This window comes from Rhodomicrobium sp. R_RK_3 (assembly GCF_002198715.1).
In the GTDB taxonomy this organism is placed as follows: Bacteria; Pseudomonadota; Alphaproteobacteria; order Rhizobiales; family Rhodomicrobiaceae; genus R-RK-3.
Genome location: NZ_MWLK01000031.1, coordinates 161,675 through 176,876 on the forward strand (window position 1 = coordinate 161,675; position 15,202 = coordinate 176,876).

At 65.0% G+C, this 15,202-nt stretch carries 16 protein-coding genes and 1 tRNA gene; 8 read left to right on the plus strand and 9 right to left on the minus strand.

All coding sequences use genetic code 11. The annotated features are described in order from the left end of the window. Positions 1–5: 5 nt before the first annotated feature. Positions 6–464, minus strand: a complete 459-nt coding sequence (locus BLEFHOIH_RS18545) for a hypothetical protein (RefSeq protein ID WP_088347505.1) — start codon at positions 462–464, stop codon at positions 6–8. Positions 465–580: 116 nt separating this feature from the next. Beyond that, the gene (locus BLEFHOIH_RS18550) at positions 581–868 is read right to left on the minus strand and encodes a DUF883 family protein (protein ID WP_088347506.1); all 288 of its coding nucleotides are present in this window, start codon (positions 866–868) and stop codon (positions 581–583) included. A 106-nt stretch (positions 869–974) separates the two neighbouring features. Between BLEFHOIH_RS18550 and BLEFHOIH_RS18555 the strand changes: the two genes are divergently transcribed. After that, positions 975–1,433 carry a response regulator gene (locus BLEFHOIH_RS18555; RefSeq protein WP_245297088.1) on the plus strand — a complete coding sequence of 153 codons (459 nt, stop codon included), beginning with the start codon at positions 975–977 and terminating at the stop codon, positions 1,431–1,433. A 166-nt stretch (positions 1,434–1,599) separates the two neighbouring features. On the opposite strand, the gene BLEFHOIH_RS18560 is transcribed toward BLEFHOIH_RS18555, so the two are convergent. Further along, positions 1,600–2,430 carry an outer membrane protein gene (locus tag BLEFHOIH_RS18560; protein WP_088347507.1) on the minus strand — a complete coding sequence of 277 codons (831 nt, stop codon included), beginning with the start codon at positions 2,428–2,430 and terminating at the stop codon, positions 1,600–1,602. Between the two features lie 344 nt (positions 2,431–2,774). Here BLEFHOIH_RS18560 and BLEFHOIH_RS18565 point away from each other — a divergent pair, with 344 nt between their 5' ends. Continuing rightward, positions 2,775–3,029 carry a DUF2171 domain-containing protein gene (locus BLEFHOIH_RS18565; protein WP_088347508.1) on the plus strand — a complete coding sequence of 85 codons (255 nt, stop codon included), beginning with the start codon at positions 2,775–2,777 and terminating at the stop codon, positions 3,027–3,029. Between the two features lie 45 nt (positions 3,030–3,074). Continuing rightward, positions 3,075–3,275 (plus strand): hypothetical protein, encoded by a 201-nt coding sequence (locus BLEFHOIH_RS18570; protein ID WP_088347538.1) that lies wholly within the window; start codon positions 3,075–3,077, stop codon positions 3,273–3,275. 47 nt (positions 3,276–3,322) lie between these two features. Here BLEFHOIH_RS18570 and BLEFHOIH_RS18575 read toward each other — a convergent pair whose 3' ends face one another. Next, on the minus strand, positions 3,323–3,508 hold the full coding sequence (locus BLEFHOIH_RS18575; RefSeq protein WP_088347509.1) for a hypothetical protein: 186 nt from the start codon (positions 3,506–3,508) through the stop codon (positions 3,323–3,325). Positions 3,509–3,715: 207 nt separating this feature from the next. On the opposite strand from BLEFHOIH_RS18575, the gene BLEFHOIH_RS18580 reads away from it, so the two are divergent. Continuing rightward, a complete protein-coding gene (locus tag BLEFHOIH_RS18580; protein WP_088360710.1) occupies positions 3,716–3,931 on the plus strand; it encodes a hypothetical protein in 216 nt (71 codons plus the stop codon). Between the two features lie 14 nt (positions 3,932–3,945). Here the strand turns inward: BLEFHOIH_RS18580 and BLEFHOIH_RS18585 are convergent, their stop codons facing one another. After that, the gene (locus BLEFHOIH_RS18585) at positions 3,946–4,917 is read right to left on the minus strand and encodes a LysR family transcriptional regulator (protein WP_170937252.1); all 972 of its coding nucleotides are present in this window, start codon (positions 4,915–4,917) and stop codon (positions 3,946–3,948) included. A 508-nt stretch (positions 4,918–5,425) separates the two neighbouring features. On the opposite strand from BLEFHOIH_RS18585, the gene BLEFHOIH_RS18590 reads away from it, so the two are divergent. Then, positions 5,426–6,280, plus strand: coding sequence for a hypothetical protein (locus BLEFHOIH_RS18590; protein ID WP_088347512.1), 855 nt, complete (start codon positions 5,426–5,428; stop codon positions 6,278–6,280). Positions 6,281–6,316: 36 nt separating this feature from the next. On the opposite strand, the gene BLEFHOIH_RS18595 is transcribed toward BLEFHOIH_RS18590, so the two are convergent. Further along, positions 6,317–6,853: a helix-turn-helix transcriptional regulator gene (locus BLEFHOIH_RS18595; RefSeq protein WP_170937253.1), complete on the minus strand. Its 537-nt coding sequence runs from the start codon at positions 6,851–6,853 to the stop codon at positions 6,317–6,319. Between the two features lie 214 nt (positions 6,854–7,067). Continuing rightward, positions 7,068–7,144 (minus strand) — tRNA-Ile (locus BLEFHOIH_RS18600). Between the two features lie 191 nt (positions 7,145–7,335). On the opposite strand from BLEFHOIH_RS18600, the gene BLEFHOIH_RS18605 reads away from it, so the two are divergent. Continuing rightward, a complete protein-coding gene (locus BLEFHOIH_RS18605) occupies positions 7,336–10,863 on the plus strand; it encodes a PAS domain-containing hybrid sensor histidine kinase/response regulator (protein WP_088347514.1) in 3,528 nt (1,175 codons plus the stop codon). 316 nt (positions 10,864–11,179) lie between these two features. Here BLEFHOIH_RS18605 and BLEFHOIH_RS18610 read toward each other — a convergent pair whose 3' ends face one another. Then, on the minus strand, positions 11,180–11,857 hold the full coding sequence (locus tag BLEFHOIH_RS18610; RefSeq protein WP_088347515.1) for a response regulator transcription factor: 678 nt from the start codon (positions 11,855–11,857) through the stop codon (positions 11,180–11,182). 235 nt (positions 11,858–12,092) lie between these two features. Here BLEFHOIH_RS18610 and BLEFHOIH_RS18615 point away from each other — a divergent pair, with 235 nt between their 5' ends. Both BLEFHOIH_RS18615 and BLEFHOIH_RS18620 read left to right on the plus strand, forming a co-directional pair. Further along, positions 12,093–12,353, plus strand: a complete 261-nt coding sequence (locus BLEFHOIH_RS18615; RefSeq protein ID WP_170937254.1) for a DUF4212 domain-containing protein — start codon at positions 12,093–12,095, stop codon at positions 12,351–12,353. A gap of 53 nt (positions 12,354–12,406) precedes the next feature. After that, on the plus strand, positions 12,407–14,257 hold the full coding sequence (locus BLEFHOIH_RS18620; protein WP_088347517.1) for a VC_2705 family sodium/solute symporter: 1,851 nt from the start codon (positions 12,407–12,409) through the stop codon (positions 14,255–14,257). Between the two features lie 523 nt (positions 14,258–14,780). Here BLEFHOIH_RS18620 and BLEFHOIH_RS26825 read toward each other — a convergent pair. After that, positions 14,781–15,202, minus strand: a 422-nt coding sequence (locus BLEFHOIH_RS26825) for a hypothetical protein (RefSeq protein WP_170937255.1), incomplete at its 5' end; no start/stop codon positions are given.

Sequence of the window (15,202 nt, forward strand, 5' to 3'; positions counted from 1 at the left end):
GCCGGTCAGGCGACGTGATCCTTCTCCTCATCCGGCGACGACGACCGGGTGAGGGCGAAGATGAAGCCGGCGGCGAGCGGCAGCATGATGAGCAGCGGCGCCCGGCGGGCGAGCCCGACCGCCATGCGTCCGGCGCCGAGCAGCAATGCCGGGTTGACCGCCATCAGCGCCGATGCGGCGGCCGTGCGCCTGGCCCGCATCAACGCTTCCTGCCTCAGCGCTTCCTGCTTCTTGCGCCAGATCGTGACCGCGATCAGCGCAATGACGGCGAGAATGACGAAGGCGACCGCCAAGGAGATCGCCGCCGTCAGGGAATCATAGCGGTTGCTGATGGCGATATAGATCGCCGCGAGCCCGAATGAGGCGGCGATCAGCAACGGCACCGCGACGGCCAGGACGCTGATAATCCGCGTCGTGGCCGAGGCAGCGCTCAGTTTCACATAGTCGATGAGCGAGCCAAACATCGGGGCGCTTTCTCAAGCAATTTCGAGCAAATGCATAGTCCGGGCGCGAAACGCGACCAAGCGCCGGACCCAAAACCCTCGATCCGGCCAAGCCGGAACGCAACGGCCTCGGGCGTTTACCGCTTCCAGATCGCGCCAAGCAGAAAACCGACCGCAACCGCGCCGATCAATGTCGACATCGGACGGGTCTTCAGCGATTCGTCAAGCTTGTCGGCCGCCTGATTGGCGTAATCACGCACCGCGTCGCGGGCTTCGCTGGCGCGCGCGGATACTTCATCATACGCTTCGCCGAACTTCTCCTGGGCGCGGTCCGCCACTTCGTTGGCCTTGTGCTTGAGGCGCTCGGCGGCATCTTCGGCCGCAGACATCGCTTCCTTGCCGTAAGCTTTCGTCGAATTATCCATGTCGTCCTCCGTCGGGTTGTTACTGGCGGCATAACGTTTCCGGCAAAGGAAGGTTCAAACTCATTTCCCTCGCCGTCCCCCGTATACACGGCCGGACTTTAGGCGCATGCGGCAGGGCGGCCCGCTTGCGCCGCTTGCTATGTGGCCGGGGCCGTGTATCTTCCTGGTGAAGGATTATCCCATGAACATGGAAATTGCCATGGACCATGACAGTGCCTCGCCGCGGCGAGTCCTCATTGTCGAAGACGAAGTGCTGATTGCGCTGATGCTGCAGGACATGCTCGCCGATGCCGGCCTGCAGGTCGAGGCGGTGGCCAATTCGCTCGACACCGGCATCGACTTGGCGAGGAATGCGGCGGTCGACCTTGCGGTGCTGGACATTAATCTCAACGGCGAGGATGTTTATCCGATCGCGGAAATTCTGCGTGGCCGGGGTATTCCGTTCATTTTCTCGACCGGCTATGGCGCCGGCGGCGTCCGGCCCGAATTCGACGCGGCGCCGCGCGTGGTGAAGCCGTTCCAGCAGGACCTGCTCGTCGCCGCCCTGCGCCAATTGGTGAAATAGCCCCCCGTCTGTCCTGAACTCCCTTAAAATTTCGCCCCACCCGCGGCGCTACCGCAGCCGCCAGCAGTCGCGCGGCCGCGGCGGCGCCGGATTGGGTCGTGGGAACAGGAATGCGCGGCAAAACCGGGGCAGAAATGAAAGGGGGGCCTCGGCCCCCCGCTTGGTTCTATTTCAGCACTTCGGCATCCGGCGTCAGATGGATGTTGACGCCGACTTTGGCCGTGTGCAGCGCGTTCTCGAAGTCGTAGATGTCGCCTTGCGGGCTCCGGGAATCGTCCGTGCCGAAATCCATGTAGAGATATTCGGCCTTCACCGAGACGCGATCGGTCAGCGCATATTCGATGCCGGCGCCGAGCGCCCAGCCGGTCTGCACATCGCTGGTGCTGGTCTGGCTGCCCTCGGCGAGCGCGCCGTTGTCGATGTCGAAGGCGGTGTGCTTGATGTCGGCGAAAGCGAGGCCGCCCTTGGCATAGACGAGCGCCCTGTCGATGGCGTAGCCCGCGCGCAGGGTCAGCGTGCCGTACATGCCATATTCGACCGAGCCGAAATCCTGGTCGTCATTGGGCCGAAACAGCAGCTTGTCCTCTTCGATGTTCAGCCAGCCGAGTTCGCCCTCGACGCCGAAGACGAAACGGCCGCGCTGCACGTTATAACCGAGCTGGACGCCGCCGAACGCCCCTTCCGAGTCGATCTCCATCGGCGTGCCGCAATAATTGCCGGTCAATGCCGGACCGCAAGCAAAGGCGCCGAAGGGCGGCGGTCCGCCCGGAACCGTCGGCTGGCCCAGCTTGGTGCCGCCGTCCCCGATGCTGGTGTCGCCCCAGCCATAGCCCGCATGAGCGCCGATATAGAAACCGGACCAGATCGCCGGGCTGGCATAGGCCGGCGCGTCCTTGAAGCTTCCGCCGTCCTTGGCGTAGATGTCGGCGGCGTAAAGCTGAGACGGCAAGACAGTCGTGGCAATCAACGAAAATAGCGCGCAGGTGCGGCGAAACATCGGCTCCCCCCGGAAATCGAATATTCAATGCATAAAGGAGCCTCAATACCAGCGACACCGACCCAGGGTTGCAGGCTTGTCGGGAAGGGCGCTTTTCGCCCTAGAAGAGGCCAGCCAAGCCATTGAAATAGCGCGCTATTTCAGCTCAGAATGTTTTTTCGCACCAAATCCGATCCGAGCGGCATTGTGATGATTTGCACACATCCTAATGTCGCTGGCGCACCCTTGCCGGCCGTGTGATTCGCCGGGGAGCAGCCGCCCGCAAAGCTTGACGTGAACCGCGGGCCACTGCCGAACGTTAGCGCAGCACTGTCGCCCCAAACCGTTTCGAGGAGTGAAATCAAATGCATGCCAGCGAGATCAAAGAGCATATGGAAGTGATCGGCGCCGACGGCGTCCATGTCGGCACCGTCGACCGCGTCGAGAACGGCAAGATCAAGCTCATCAAGGCCGATAGCGGCGAGGGCGCGCACAAGGGCCATCATCATTTCATCGATCTGGGGCTGGTCGCCGATGTTGAAGGCGACAAGGTGCGCTTGTCGGCCAATGGCGATGTCGCTGTGAGCTTCGAAGAGGAAGGCTCGTCCAAATTCGCCTGAGCGGATATGCTGACGCAACGAGAGTTTGAGCCGGGACCCGACATCATGAGCAATGGCAATTCGCAATCGCTGTCCGACCTCGAATACCGCATCGCCCTTCTGCGCGAGAACATCGCCGAGCTGACCGAGCAGGCCGCCGGCTATTCCGGCGCCGGCGACGAGGAACGCAACGCCGACCGCATCGCCCAGCAAAGCGAGCAGCTCGACGCGCTGATCAAGGAGCGGGACGCGCTGCTGGGACAGTGACCGGGGCGGCGGCGGCAAGTCCGCGGGACCTGCCGCCGCGCGCGGCGTCAGCGGCCGCCGTGGCTCGACTCGGTGGCCCAAAAGGCGCGGCTGCCCTGCTGGCTGTCGCAGGAAAAGCCGCCGCATTGCTTGGACATGTCCACCCAGTTCTGGTCGGCCCGGTTGCGCGCCATCGCGCCCGACGCGCCGGTGACGACCATGGCGACGAGCGCCAAGCGGATGAGTTTGCTCATATCGATCTCCTGATAAGCTGAATTTTACCTACCTGAGATAGGCGGGCGCCGCGCTTCGGACTTGATCGAAAATCCCCCGAATTGCTCGGTTTTGGCCCGTTTGGCCGTGCCGCCACCGCAGCGGAGGCTTGCGGCCGCAGCCTTCGGTAGCCGTCGCGGCGGGTGCGGTATATGGTTCCGCCGCAAAAAGCTTCGGGAGGATCTAAGATGACGCTGGTTCAGGCGGTAATGCTGATTGTCGGGATTGGATTTGCCCTCTCGCTGATCAGCTCGATCGCGGCTTGGCGGGACATGGCCGGATTGAAACCGCGTATCGCGGATCTGGCGGTGCCGTTCGCGGTGAAATGGGTGCTCTATTCCGGCGGTGTCGCGCTGGCGCTGGGGATCCAATATCTGCTGACCCATATGCGGGCCGCCGGGTAGCTGGGCCTCGCCGTCTAGGTGGCGCTTTTCGCCCATTTTGGGCTTGGCGCATGCGACCCGCTCTTATGCTGGCCGGCGAAGGCCGTGATGACGAATTGCCGCCACCAGCTATGGGCGGGATCGGTCTGAAAACTCGGGTGCCACCACAGGCAGCTCTCGCTGTGCGGCAGCTTGACCGGCGCCGGCCGCAGCTCGATGCCGAGCCGCGGCGCCGCCCAATCCGCCAGAGAGCGCGGCATCGTCGAGACCAGATCGGACCCGGCGGCGGCATAAGCCGCGGCGAGGTAGTTCGGCACCGTCAGGCCGACCGTCCGGACCCCGCCCATGCCCTTCAGCACATCGTCGATCCGCTCGCTGCGCCGCCCGGCGAGCTCGATGACGACATGCGTGCAGTCCAGATAGCGGGGGAGGCCGAAATCGTGCTCCAGCGCCGGGTGCGCCGACCGGAAGACGCAGGCATACGTCTCCGAAGCGACCAGCTTGCGCATCATGTCCCGCCCCAGATTGAGCGGCGCCTCCAATTCGGCGGGCGCGAGCACCAGATCGAGCCGGCCATTGGCGAGCTCGTCGACGACATCCGGGCTCAGCGTGCGCACATCCAGCCGCATGGCCGGTGCCTGTTCGCGCAGCCTCGCGATCAAGCCCGGCAGCACCGTGTAGAGCCAGGCGCCCGGAAGCGCCAGCGAAAGCGGCCGGCGCGACCTTGCCGGATCGAAACTCTCCTCGGCCACGAAGGCCCGCCTTAATTCCTGCAAGCCGCGCTGGAGCGGCGGCAGGATGCCGAGCGCGAACGGCGTCGGCACCATCGCCCGCCCCGATCGCACCAGCAGCGCATCGCCGGTGGTCGCGCGCAATTCACGCAAGGCATGGCTCACCGCCGATTGCGTGACGCCCAGGCGCGCGGCCGCCCGCGTCACGCTGCGCTCCTCGAGCAGCACTTCAAGCGTCGGCAAGAGCCTCAGATCAATATTGCTGGCCTGGCTCATGCTCATGCGGCCGGGACAGACCGAAGAAAAAGACCGTTTGTGACAGAGGCCCCGCCCACTTTCATCTCCGACTAGGTGCAATGCGGATTGAGCGTAGCCGGATCTTCGGCGGCCGGTCTTGCATCCCATTGCGCCAGTCCCGCCGATTTGGCCGGAAACAACGCTGGCCGCGCACATGAGAGTTGCTCATGTCCGCATGAATAGCGCCTGGCTGGTCCATGATGACCGCCGGGATTAGGCTCGCAACGCACGATGGCGGTAAGACCCATGCGGCGGATCAAGGGAGTATCGGATGCCGATTAGCAATGTTGGTGCCAATTTTTGCGCTGAACAGCTCGTTCCGCTCGAACCTGGTCGCCCGGGCAGTTTTGGGGGCGAGCTTGTCAGGCATCCCGCCCGCGGGCCGATCGCGCCCTCCGAATATCCCCGCTCAGATCCTGAGAAGCTGATCCCAATCGTGCGTCCTGGGACGGAGATTTTCGAGAGGGGCCAATCGGAGCTCGCGCCCTTGCAGGATGGCGAAAAATCCCCCACGGTCAGCGCGCTCGACCGGCATACCGAGCTCGCCATATACCAGAAGCTCGTGGACGACATCAAAGCGGGCAACGCGGACGCAATCGTTGAGGATGCCGCGCTGCTCGCGGTCGTCGCCGCCCGGAATGGCCATGATCGGCTGGCCTATGTCGCGCGCAACATCGGCAATTCCATCGGCAACGGGTCATATGCCGCGGATGGGTCGCTGCGGGCGCTGGCAGGTGCGGCGCCGGAAACGGCAGGAGCAATTTTCACCCCGGCCCAGCTCGACGACGAGACCATGGCCGATCCCAACGCGCTCGGTCAAGCCTATCTCGACCTGGAATATGCTGTGGAGTCCGGGAAGGATCCCAGCGTGATCCTGGAGCGGGCCAAGACCGTCAAGGAGCTCGCGGAAGAAAGCGGCAACGACAAGCTGGCCGGGGCGGCGGACAAGATCATCAAGAGCATCGAGGACGGCTCGTTCGACCCGGTGGCGAGCGAGTTGGACCTGATGTGGAATGGCGCGACGAATGCGGATTTGGGCTTTGGCTCTCCCGCCCCCGACGATGCGGACAAGGCGCCCATGTCCGACGAATTGAAGGCTTACAATGCCTTGCTTGCCGAAATGCAGGGCAGCGCCGACATCACCCAAGTTCGCAGTTGGGCCTTCGAGTTGGAGAACCGTGCCAGAGCCAATGGCGATGAACGGCTTGCATGGCTCGCCAGGGATATTGCGCATTCGACCTTCATCGGCACCTACGACGAGAAAGCGGAGACGTTCAGGCTGGCCCTGCTCGGCATGGCGCCCGGAACAAAGGCCGCGCAAAGCGGCGCCGTCACCGCGTGAGCACCGGAGGTCCCGGTGCGGATCGGCGCGCCGGGACTATGATCGATCGCCGCGCGGGGGCTGCTGCCCCATCCGGTTCGCGAAGACGGACGGGGTGCATCCGGCGTGGCGGCGGAAACGGCGGGTGAAATGGCTCTGGTCAGCAAAGCCGACCATGAGCGCGATCTGCGACAAGGACAGGCCGCCACGGCCCATCATCTCCTGCGCGCGCGCGATCCTTGCCCGCTCCAGATAGGCCATCGGCGTCAGACCGGTGCTGGCCTTGAAAAGGCGTATGAAATGGAAGCGGCTGACCCCGGCGATTGCCGCCAGATCCGACAGCGCGATCCCGTTGCCCATCTCATCCGCGATGAAGCCGATCACCCGGCCGAGGCTGACCCGATCCAACCCGTGAATTTTCCGATGCCTACGCGGACGGTCCCGCAAGGAACGCGCGGCCGGGTGCGCCTCGCCGGGCGATAGCGGCACCGCGCCCTCGACGAGCGGGTCGCGCGGACGACGGACAGGCATCGGCATGGCAAGTGGCGCGTCGGGGTCGACGGGCGTGGCGAGGCAAGCGAACGCGATGGACAAGTTGGGAAATGCCTCCCCCGATGCGACGAGGGGCAAATCCGTCCCCGGAACTCCGCAAGGCCTGTCGCTCATCTGGCTCTACGCTGACTGCTGGCACGCCTGACTTGGCGAGTCTCAGTCCTTTCGTAGAAAACCCAAATTACCGATGCATGTCCGATGGACGAAATTCATTACATCGGTAATGACGAGGGCGTTTTATTGTTGGCGAACGCTGTGGTGGGCGCGGCAGGGCTCGAACCTGCAACCAGACGGTTATGAGCCGACGGCTCTAACCAATTGAGCTACGCGCCCCCTGGGAAGGTTTCTAGCCAATATTCGCCGCCCGCGCCAAGCGGGAAATCGGGCGCATGCGCCGCGCGGCCACATCATTCCTCAAAAACAAGCGCTTGTGCTAGGATGGTTAGTGAATTGGAGCAGAAGAGCGGCGAAGCTCTCGGCCGGCCGCAGCCAATCGCAGCCCGGCGGCGAGGAATGACATCCCGATGATCAACGGCTGGCTGATCGTAACCGTGGCGCTGACCTATGTCGGCTTCCTGTTCGCGGTCGCCTATTTCGGCGATAAATACGCAAAGTCGCGCAAGTCAACGCACGGCCGGCCGACCATCTACGCCTTGTCGCTGGCCGTCTACTGCACCTCCTGGACCTTTTTCGGCAGCGTCGGCCTCGCCACCACGACGGGGCTCGACTTCCTCGCCGTCTATCTCGGGCCGATCGCCGTCTTCGCCTTCGGGCGGCCGCTGATCGAGCGCATCATCAAACTCTCCAAATCGCAGAACATCACCTCCATCGCCGATTTCATGGCGGCGCGCTACGGCAAGAGCCCGGCCGTCGCCGCCATCGTCACGGTGATCGCGGTGGCGGGCGTGCTGCCCTATATCGCGCTGCAGCTCAAGGCGGTGTCGCAATCGGTCGCCACCATCGTGCAGCCGGGCGGCTACGCGCCCTATCTGCCGAGCGGCGACCCGTTCAGCGACGTCACCTTCATCATCGCCATGATCATGGCGGTGTTCGCGGCCTTGTTCGGCACCCGCCATATCGACGCGACCGAGCACCAGGAAGGACTGATGCTGGCGATCGCGGCAGAGTCGGTGGTGAAGATCGCCACGTTCCTGATCGTCGGCTCCTTCATCACCTATTCGATGTTCGGCGGCGTCGGCCCGCTGATCGAGCGCGCCGCCGAATATCCCGAGATCATCGGCCTGTTCGCGCGCGGCTTTCACGGCGGCAACTGGATCACGGTGACGTTCCTGTCCTCGATCTGCATCCTTCTGCTGACGCGCCAGTTCCACGTCACCATCGTCGAGAACAATTCCGAGCGCGAGGTCGGCCGCGCCTCCTGGCTGTTCCCGCTCTACCTGATCGCCATCAACATCTTCGTCATCCCGATCGCCATCGCGGGCATGCTGACCTTCCCGCCCAATCCGGCCGAGTCGGACATGTTTTTGCTGAAGCTGCCGCTCAGCCAGGGCGCGGGGACGTTCACCATCCTCGCCTTTCTCGGCGGGCTGTCGGCGGCGACGGCGATGGTCATCATGGAGTCGATCGCGCTGTCGATCATGGTCTGCAACGATCTGGTCATCCCGATCATCCTGCGGCGGATGGGGCGCGACGAGGGCGATCTGCGCGACATGGGCACCGTGGTGCTCTATATCCGGCGCTTCGCGATCTTCGGCATTTTGCTGCTCGCCTATCTGTTCTACCGCGTGGTCGGCGACACCTACGGCCTTGCCCGCATCGGCCTGCTCTCCTTCGCCGCCATCGCGCAATTCGCGCCGGCCTTTTTCGGCGGGCTGGTCTGGCGCGGGGCGACGGCGCGGGGGGCGATTGCCGGCATCCTCTCGGGCTTTGCGGTCTGGATCTACACGCTGCTGGTGCCCTATTTCGTCGAAGCGGGCCTGATCGGCCCGGACATCATGCGTAACGGCCCGTTCGGGCTGCATTTCCTGCGGCCGGACGCGCTGTTCGGCGTCGAACTGGACTCGCTGACGCATGGCGTCATCTGGAGCATGCTGGTCAACATCACCGCCTATGTGGTGGTCTCGATGCTGCGCGCGCCCGAGCCGATCGAACGGCTGCAAGCCAATATCTTCATCGAGAATGATTTTGCCCGCGCGACGGTGCCTTCGTTCCGCGCCTGGCGGACGTCCGTCACGGTCGGCGACCTCATGCGCACGGTCGGGCGGTATCTCGGCGAAGAGCGCACGCACCGCTCCTTCGCCGATTACGCCGCCACCCACAACATGCCGCTCGCGGTCAAGGCCGAAGCCGACATCCACATGATGCGCTTCGCCGAAAACCTGCTCGCCAGCGCCATCGGCTCGGCCTCCTCGCGCCTCGTCATGTCGCTGACGCTCAGGCGGCATGACGTGGGGATGAAGTCGGCGCTAAAACTGCTGGACGATGCCTCCGAGGCGATCCAGTACAATCGCGACCTGCTGCAATCGGCGCTCGACCATGTGCATCAGGGCATCGCCGTGTTCGACCGCAACATGCAGCTCATCTGCTGGAACCGCGAATTTCGCGAGATGCTGCAATTGCCGGCGGCGCTTGGCCGGGTCGGGGTGCCGCTCGACCAGATCGTCCGGCATATGGCGGCCAAGACCGCGAAGGATGCGACGGCCTTCGAGAATTTCGTCTCCAACCGCATCCGCAAATATGTCGTGACGCTGGAGACCTTCCACGAGAAGCTGGACGAGGGTAAGCGCGTCATCGAAGTGCGCACCAACGCCATGCCGCAAGGCGGCATCGTCACGACCTTCACCGACATCACCGAGCGCGTCGCCGCCGCCAGCGCCCTGGAGCGCGCCAACGAGACGCTGGAGCGGCGCGTCCGCGAACGCACCGCCGAGCTGACCACGGTCAATCTCGCGCTCGCCGAAGCCAAGATCAAGGCGGACGAGGCCAATCTCGACAAGACCCGGTTCCTCGCCGCCGCCAGCCACGACATCCTGCAGCCGCTGAACGCCGCGCGCCTCTACACGACCAGCCTCGTCGAGCGCAAGCCGCCGGGCGACATCCAGCATCTGTCGCGCAATATCGACGCCTCGCTGGAGGCGGTCGAGGAAATCCTCAACGCGCTGCTCGACATCGCCCGGCTCGACACCGGCGCGCTGAAGCCGGAAATCGGCACTTTCGCCATCGGTGAATTGCTGCAGCAGCTCAAGGTCGAGTTCGAGCCGCAGGCCAGCGAAAAGGGGCTGGAGCTGCTGGCGGTCCCGTGCAGCCTCTATGTCCGCTCCGACCGGCGATTGCTGCGCCGCGTGCTGCAGAACTTCCTCTCCAACGCGGTCAAATATACCGGCGACGGGCGGGTGCTGCTCGGCTGCCGCCGGTCGAAGGATGCGCTGACCATCGAAGTCCACGACACCGGCTCCGGCATCCCCGAGAACAAGCACGAGCTGATCTTCAAGGAATTCCACCGGCTGAACACCGGCATGCCGGGCGTGCATGGCATCGGCCTTGGCCTCTCCATCGTCGAGCGCATCGGGCGGATGCTCGACCATCCGATCCATCTGTCGTCGAAACCGGGCGAGGGCTCGGTTTTCGGCGTCACGCTGCCGATCAGCGACCGCGCCGCCGCCGACCGGCAGGTCTCCTATCCGATGGCGACGCAATGGGGCTATCTGACCGGCTGCATCGTGCTCTGCGTCGACAATGAGCCTGCGATCCTGGATGGGATGCGCACGCTTCTGGAGAACTGGCAGTGCAAGGTCTTGCAGGCCTCCGACACCATCGAGGCCTTGCAGATCGTCGAGGAAACCGGCGCCACGCCCGACATCATCCTCGCCGACTATCATCTCGAGCACGAAACCGGCATCGACTGCATCGACGCCGTCCGCAAACAGGCCGGCTACACCATCCCCGCCGTGCTGATCACGGCGGACCGTTCGCCGGGCGTCGAGGAGGAAGCGCGCGGCGGCGAGCTGCAATTGCTGCGCAAGCCGATCAAGCCCGCTGCGCTGCGCGCGCTGATGACGCGGCTGCATCTGCAGCGGCAGGCGGCGGAGTAGCACGGGGCGAAAATCCGGATGCGCTCGTCCTTTCTCGTACGTAATCCCCGCGAAGGCGGGGATCCAGTAATCACAAACTCGAATTTGGCTTTCTGACCAACTACTTGCGCTGCGGCGTACTGGATCCCCGCCTTCGCGGGGATTTCGATAGAGGCTCGTTTCGAAACAGCGCGGCCCATTCCCTTTCGTCGTCCCGGACGGCCGCTGGCCGAGCCGGGACCCATTGGCCCATCCTCAATGTCATGCCGCGCGGTTGGATGATTGGGCCCCGGCTCGGCGCGATGCGCCGTCCGGGGCGACGGAGTGTCCGCCGCCGCTATTTCTGCGGATCGAACTGCTCGCCCTTGAAATCGCCGAGCTCGCCGCTCTCGATCTTCTTCACCGCGATCACGGCCTGCGTCCGGCTCTCCACCCGCAGCTTCTGCAGGATCGCCGAGACATGCGCCTTGACCGTCGCCTCGGAGACGCCGAGATGGAAGGCGATCTGCTTGTTCAGCAGGCCCTCGCCCAGCATCATCAGCACGCGCACCTGCTGCGGCGTCAGCGTGGCCAGGCGCTCGACCAGCGCGGCGGTGTCGACATCGTCGACCTTTTCCGTGCTGACCCCGGGCGGCACCCAGATCTCGCCCTGCAAAATGCTGGCGATGGCCTGGCGGATGCTGGCGACGGGCAGCGATTTCGGAATGAAGCCCGACGCGCCGAAATCCAGGCACCGCCGGATCACCGACGGGCTCTCATTGGCCGACACCACCACCACCGGGATCGACGGGTTGAGCGAGCGCAGATAGATCAGCCCGGAAAAGCCCTGCACGCCCGGCATGGTCAGATCGAGCAGAACCAGATCGACGTCGCCGGCGTCCAGGATGCCGCCGAGATCCGTCAGCGACCCGGCCTCGCTCAGGCGCAGATCGGCAAAGCTTGCCGCGAGCGTCTGCTTGAGCGCGTCGCGGAAGAGCGGATGATCGTCGACAATGGCGATATGATGCTGGGTCATCGCAACCTATGTGTACCGCCGCCGGTCGCCGGATGCCAGGGCAAGCTGTCGCCGAAGCTTTAGCCGGATTTCGCAAAGAAGGCCAAGTGCCGCCTTCGTTTTACCATATATGGAATTCACCTCGGCGCCAAAAGCGCTGTTCCGGCTTGTTTACGCCTCAACGCCGTGCTTTTGCTTGTGTCGAGGCGTCGCGGGCCGGAGCGCCGGGCCGCGCCGGGCAGATTTGAGGACAGCCATGATCGACGAAGAACAACGCAAGCGCCATGCGAGCCGCTCCCTGAGGCTTGTCCTCATCACCCTGGCGCTGTTCGGCTTTCTGGCGCTGTTCGTGCCGCTGATCGCGCCCTCGCTGAACGGCTCGTCCTTCCTGCGCTTCCCCCTCGGCATCTTCTTTGCCGCGCAGGGCACGATTTTCGGCATCATCGCCGTCATCTACTGGTCCGCCGCCCGCCAGGACCGGCTCGACCGCCGCTACGGCCTCACCAGCGAACTTTGATGCCCGGATCGAACGCCGCCGCTGCCCTGCCCCGCTCCAGACCGGAATAAGCCATGTCCCTGAATAGCAGCTATCCCTCGGTCAACCCCCGGCTCGGCACCTCTTTCGGCATCTTCACCAGTGCCTTCGCCAGCCTCGTGCTGATGCTCATCATCCTGGAGCAGCTCGGCCTCGAGCGTGATTGGATCAGCCAGCTCATCATCGTGCTGCCGATGCTGTTCTATGCCGGCATCGGCCTTTTGGTGCGCACCTCGAGCGTCGAGGATTTCTTCATTTCCGGCCAGCGCGTGCCGCCGCTCTATAATGGCTTCGCGCTATCGGCCAACCTCGTCAGCGGCGCCGGGCTGATGGGCCTGATCGGCGCCTTCTTCTTCATCGGCTACGACGCCCTGCCGATCGCGCTTGGCTGGTGCGCGGGGCTCGGCGTGATGTCGGTGCTGTTCGCGCCTTACCTGCGCAAGACCGGCGCCTACACGCTGCCGGGCTTTTTCGGCATCCGCTTCTCCAGCCGCATCCTGCGGCTCGTCGCCGCGCTGGCCCTGTTGCCGCCGCTTTTGATGCTGCTGGCGGCCGAGTTCCGCGTCGGCCAGATGGTCGGCAGCGTCTTCCTCAATCTCGACCGGCAATTCGTGCTCGAAGTCGGCGTCTTCTTCCTCGTGGTGACGGTCGTCTTCGGCGGCATGCGCTCGCTGACCTGGACCCAGTGCGCCCAGTTCATCGTCGTCGTGCTCGGCATCACCGTGCCGCTGATCGCCGTCTCGGTGATGGTGACCAACCTGCCCTTGCCGCAGCTTGCCCATGGCGGCGTGCTGAACGACCTGACCCAGCTCGAGCTGGCCAAATCGCTCGGCACCGACCAGGGCACCCTGATCCTGAGCAAGGCGCTGCCCGGCGCCAGCCACCAGGCGCTGACCCGGCCGTTCGTCGAGCTGTTCGGCGCCATGAGCAGCGGCGATTTCCTGGCGCTCACCTTATGCATCGCGCTCGGCACCGCCGTGCTGCCGACGCAGATCGCCCGCCTCAGCACGCCGCCGACGGTCTCCGCCGTGCGCAAATCCTTCGGCTGGGCGGCGCTGCTGGTCGGGCTGATGGTGCTGACCATCCCGGCTTACGCCGCCTTCGTCAAATTCCAGATCGCCAAGGAGCTGCTCGGCGTGCCGCTCGCCCAGATTCCGGATTGGGGCAATGCGCTGGCGCAGCTCGGCCTGATCACGCTTTCGGCCAATCAGCTCGACCCGGCGCTCGGCAGCGCCAAGGTGCTGTTCGACCGCGACAGCGTCGCCCTGATGCTGCCGGTCATCAACGGCTTCCCCTTCGTGATGATCGGCGTCGTCGGCGCGGCGGCGGTCGCGGCGGTGATGGCCGCGGCCGGCGGCCAGCTCGTCGCCATGGCCAATGTGCTCAGCAACGACGTCTATTACCTGTTCAACCGCTCCGCCTCCTCGGGACGGCGGCTGCTGGTGGCGCGCCTTGCCATGATCGGCTTCGCCGTCCTCGCCTTCTCCATCGCGAGCAGCGACGGCGTCGACCCGCTGCGGCTGATGATCTGGGCGGCCTCGCTGTGCGCGGGCACCTTCTTCGCGCCGCTCGCCATGGCGATCTGGTGGCGCGGCCTGACCTCGTTCGGCGCGCTCTGCGGCATGGCCGCCGGCTTCGCCGCGACCGCCGCCTATATCGCCGCCTCCGCCAGCGGCGCCTATCCCTGGTTCGGCGTCGACGGCCTGACCGCCGGCCTGCTCGGCGTCCCGGCCTCGGCTTTGGCCGCCTTCACCGGCAGCCTGCTCTCGCCGAGCCCCGACGCCGCCACGCTCGAACTGGTCGACGAGATGCGCATCCCGAGCGGCGAGACGGTCCACGGCCGCCTCGCCCGCCTCGCCGCCAGAGGCAAGGCGCCGAAGCCGTAAGGGCGGAAGCTGATGGCCGGCAAAGTGCCCCGCAGCCGGTCATTCGGGGCACAGATCACAATGATTTTGGGTTGAATCAATCCAAAATCATGAACGGTGATCTGGTTCTTACATTTAGAGCGGGATCGCATGAGATGGAATTGGCTCGTGCAACCGCGATGACTCTCAGCGCCCAACGTCGCCGCCGCCTAGCCCTCTCCCGTGGGGAGAGGGTGGCGCGCGCCAGCCTGCCGGGTGAGGGGTTTTTGACTCAACCGTGAGGCACGAACCCCTCACCCCAGCCCTCTCCCCATGGGAGAGGGAGCTTGGCTGCGGAATGGGTTAGGGGTGTGCGAAGTTCCCGATCCCGCTACAGGTGCGGCCGCCTCCTCGCGCGCCTGATCTACAAGCGCGCGCAATGCCTCACCTATCAGCCCTCCTCCTCCTCCTCCGGAGGCGGGGCGCTCTCGCGGAATTGCGATCGCCGCCGCGAGCGGCAAGGCGCGTAGTCCCCGGCACTCCGGCCAGGGCGTCGGCCGGAGACCTAATAATCCGAGCAGATGTCGGACTGGGACCAGTAGGGGCGGCTGCAGGAGCAGGCGCATTCGCCGCCGGCGCAGTCGTGATAATGGTCGTGATCGGGCACCCAGCGGCTGCTGTAGCTGTCGCCGCCATAATAGCGGGCGCTGCGCACCGCGATGTCGCCGCGATCCTCGCGCTGGAGCGGCGGCTCCGAACGCGGCGTGCGGGCGATCGAGGTCCGCCGCAGCACGGTCTCCTGCCGGGCCGCTTTCAGCGAAACCACCGATTGCTGGCCCTCGTTCGACTTGCGCAGGCGGCCCTGATATTTCATCACCGTCTCCTTCGGCACCGAAAGCGCCTGCTTCGGCGGCGCTTCGGCCTCCGGCGCCTTGGCGATCTCACGGCGCGCGGGCGGGGCGGCGGGGGCCGAAGCGCCGCCGAAGC

Bases quoted from the DNA above. Each gene is read 5' to 3' on its own strand.
- BLEFHOIH_RS18545 (WP_088347505.1), bottom strand. From the start codon at position 464: ATGTTTGGCTCGCTCATCGACTATGTGAAACTGAGCGCTGCCTCGGCC.
- BLEFHOIH_RS18550 (WP_088347506.1), bottom strand. From the start codon at position 868: ATGGATAATTCGACGAAAGCTTACGGCAAGGAAGCGATGTCTGCGGCC.
- BLEFHOIH_RS18555 (WP_245297088.1), top strand. From the start codon at position 975: ATGCGGCAGGGCGGCCCGCTTGCGCCGCTTGCTATGTGGCCGGGGCCG.
- BLEFHOIH_RS18560 (WP_088347507.1), bottom strand. From the start codon at position 2,430: ATGTTTCGCCGCACCTGCGCGCTATTTTCGTTGATTGCCACGACTGTC.
- BLEFHOIH_RS18565 (WP_088347508.1), top strand. From the start codon at position 2,775: ATGCATGCCAGCGAGATCAAAGAGCATATGGAAGTGATCGGCGCCGAC.
- BLEFHOIH_RS18570 (WP_088347538.1), top strand. From the start codon at position 3,075: ATGAGCAATGGCAATTCGCAATCGCTGTCCGACCTCGAATACCGCATC.
- BLEFHOIH_RS18575 (WP_088347509.1), bottom strand. From the start codon at position 3,508: ATGAGCAAACTCATCCGCTTGGCGCTCGTCGCCATGGTCGTCACCGGC.
- BLEFHOIH_RS18580 (WP_088360710.1), top strand. From the start codon at position 3,716: ATGACGCTGGTTCAGGCGGTAATGCTGATTGTCGGGATTGGATTTGCC.
- BLEFHOIH_RS18585 (WP_170937252.1), bottom strand. From the start codon at position 4,917: ATGAGCCAGGCCAGCAATATTGATCTGAGGCTCTTGCCGACGCTTGAA.
- BLEFHOIH_RS18605 (WP_088347514.1), top strand. From the start codon at position 7,336: ATGATCAACGGCTGGCTGATCGTAACCGTGGCGCTGACCTATGTCGGC.
- BLEFHOIH_RS18610 (WP_088347515.1), bottom strand. From the start codon at position 11,857: ATGACCCAGCATCATATCGCCATTGTCGACGATCATCCGCTCTTCCGC.
- BLEFHOIH_RS18615 (WP_170937254.1), top strand. From the start codon at position 12,093: ATGATCGACGAAGAACAACGCAAGCGCCATGCGAGCCGCTCCCTGAGG.
- BLEFHOIH_RS18620 (WP_088347517.1), top strand. From the start codon at position 12,407: ATGTCCCTGAATAGCAGCTATCCCTCGGTCAACCCCCGGCTCGGCACC.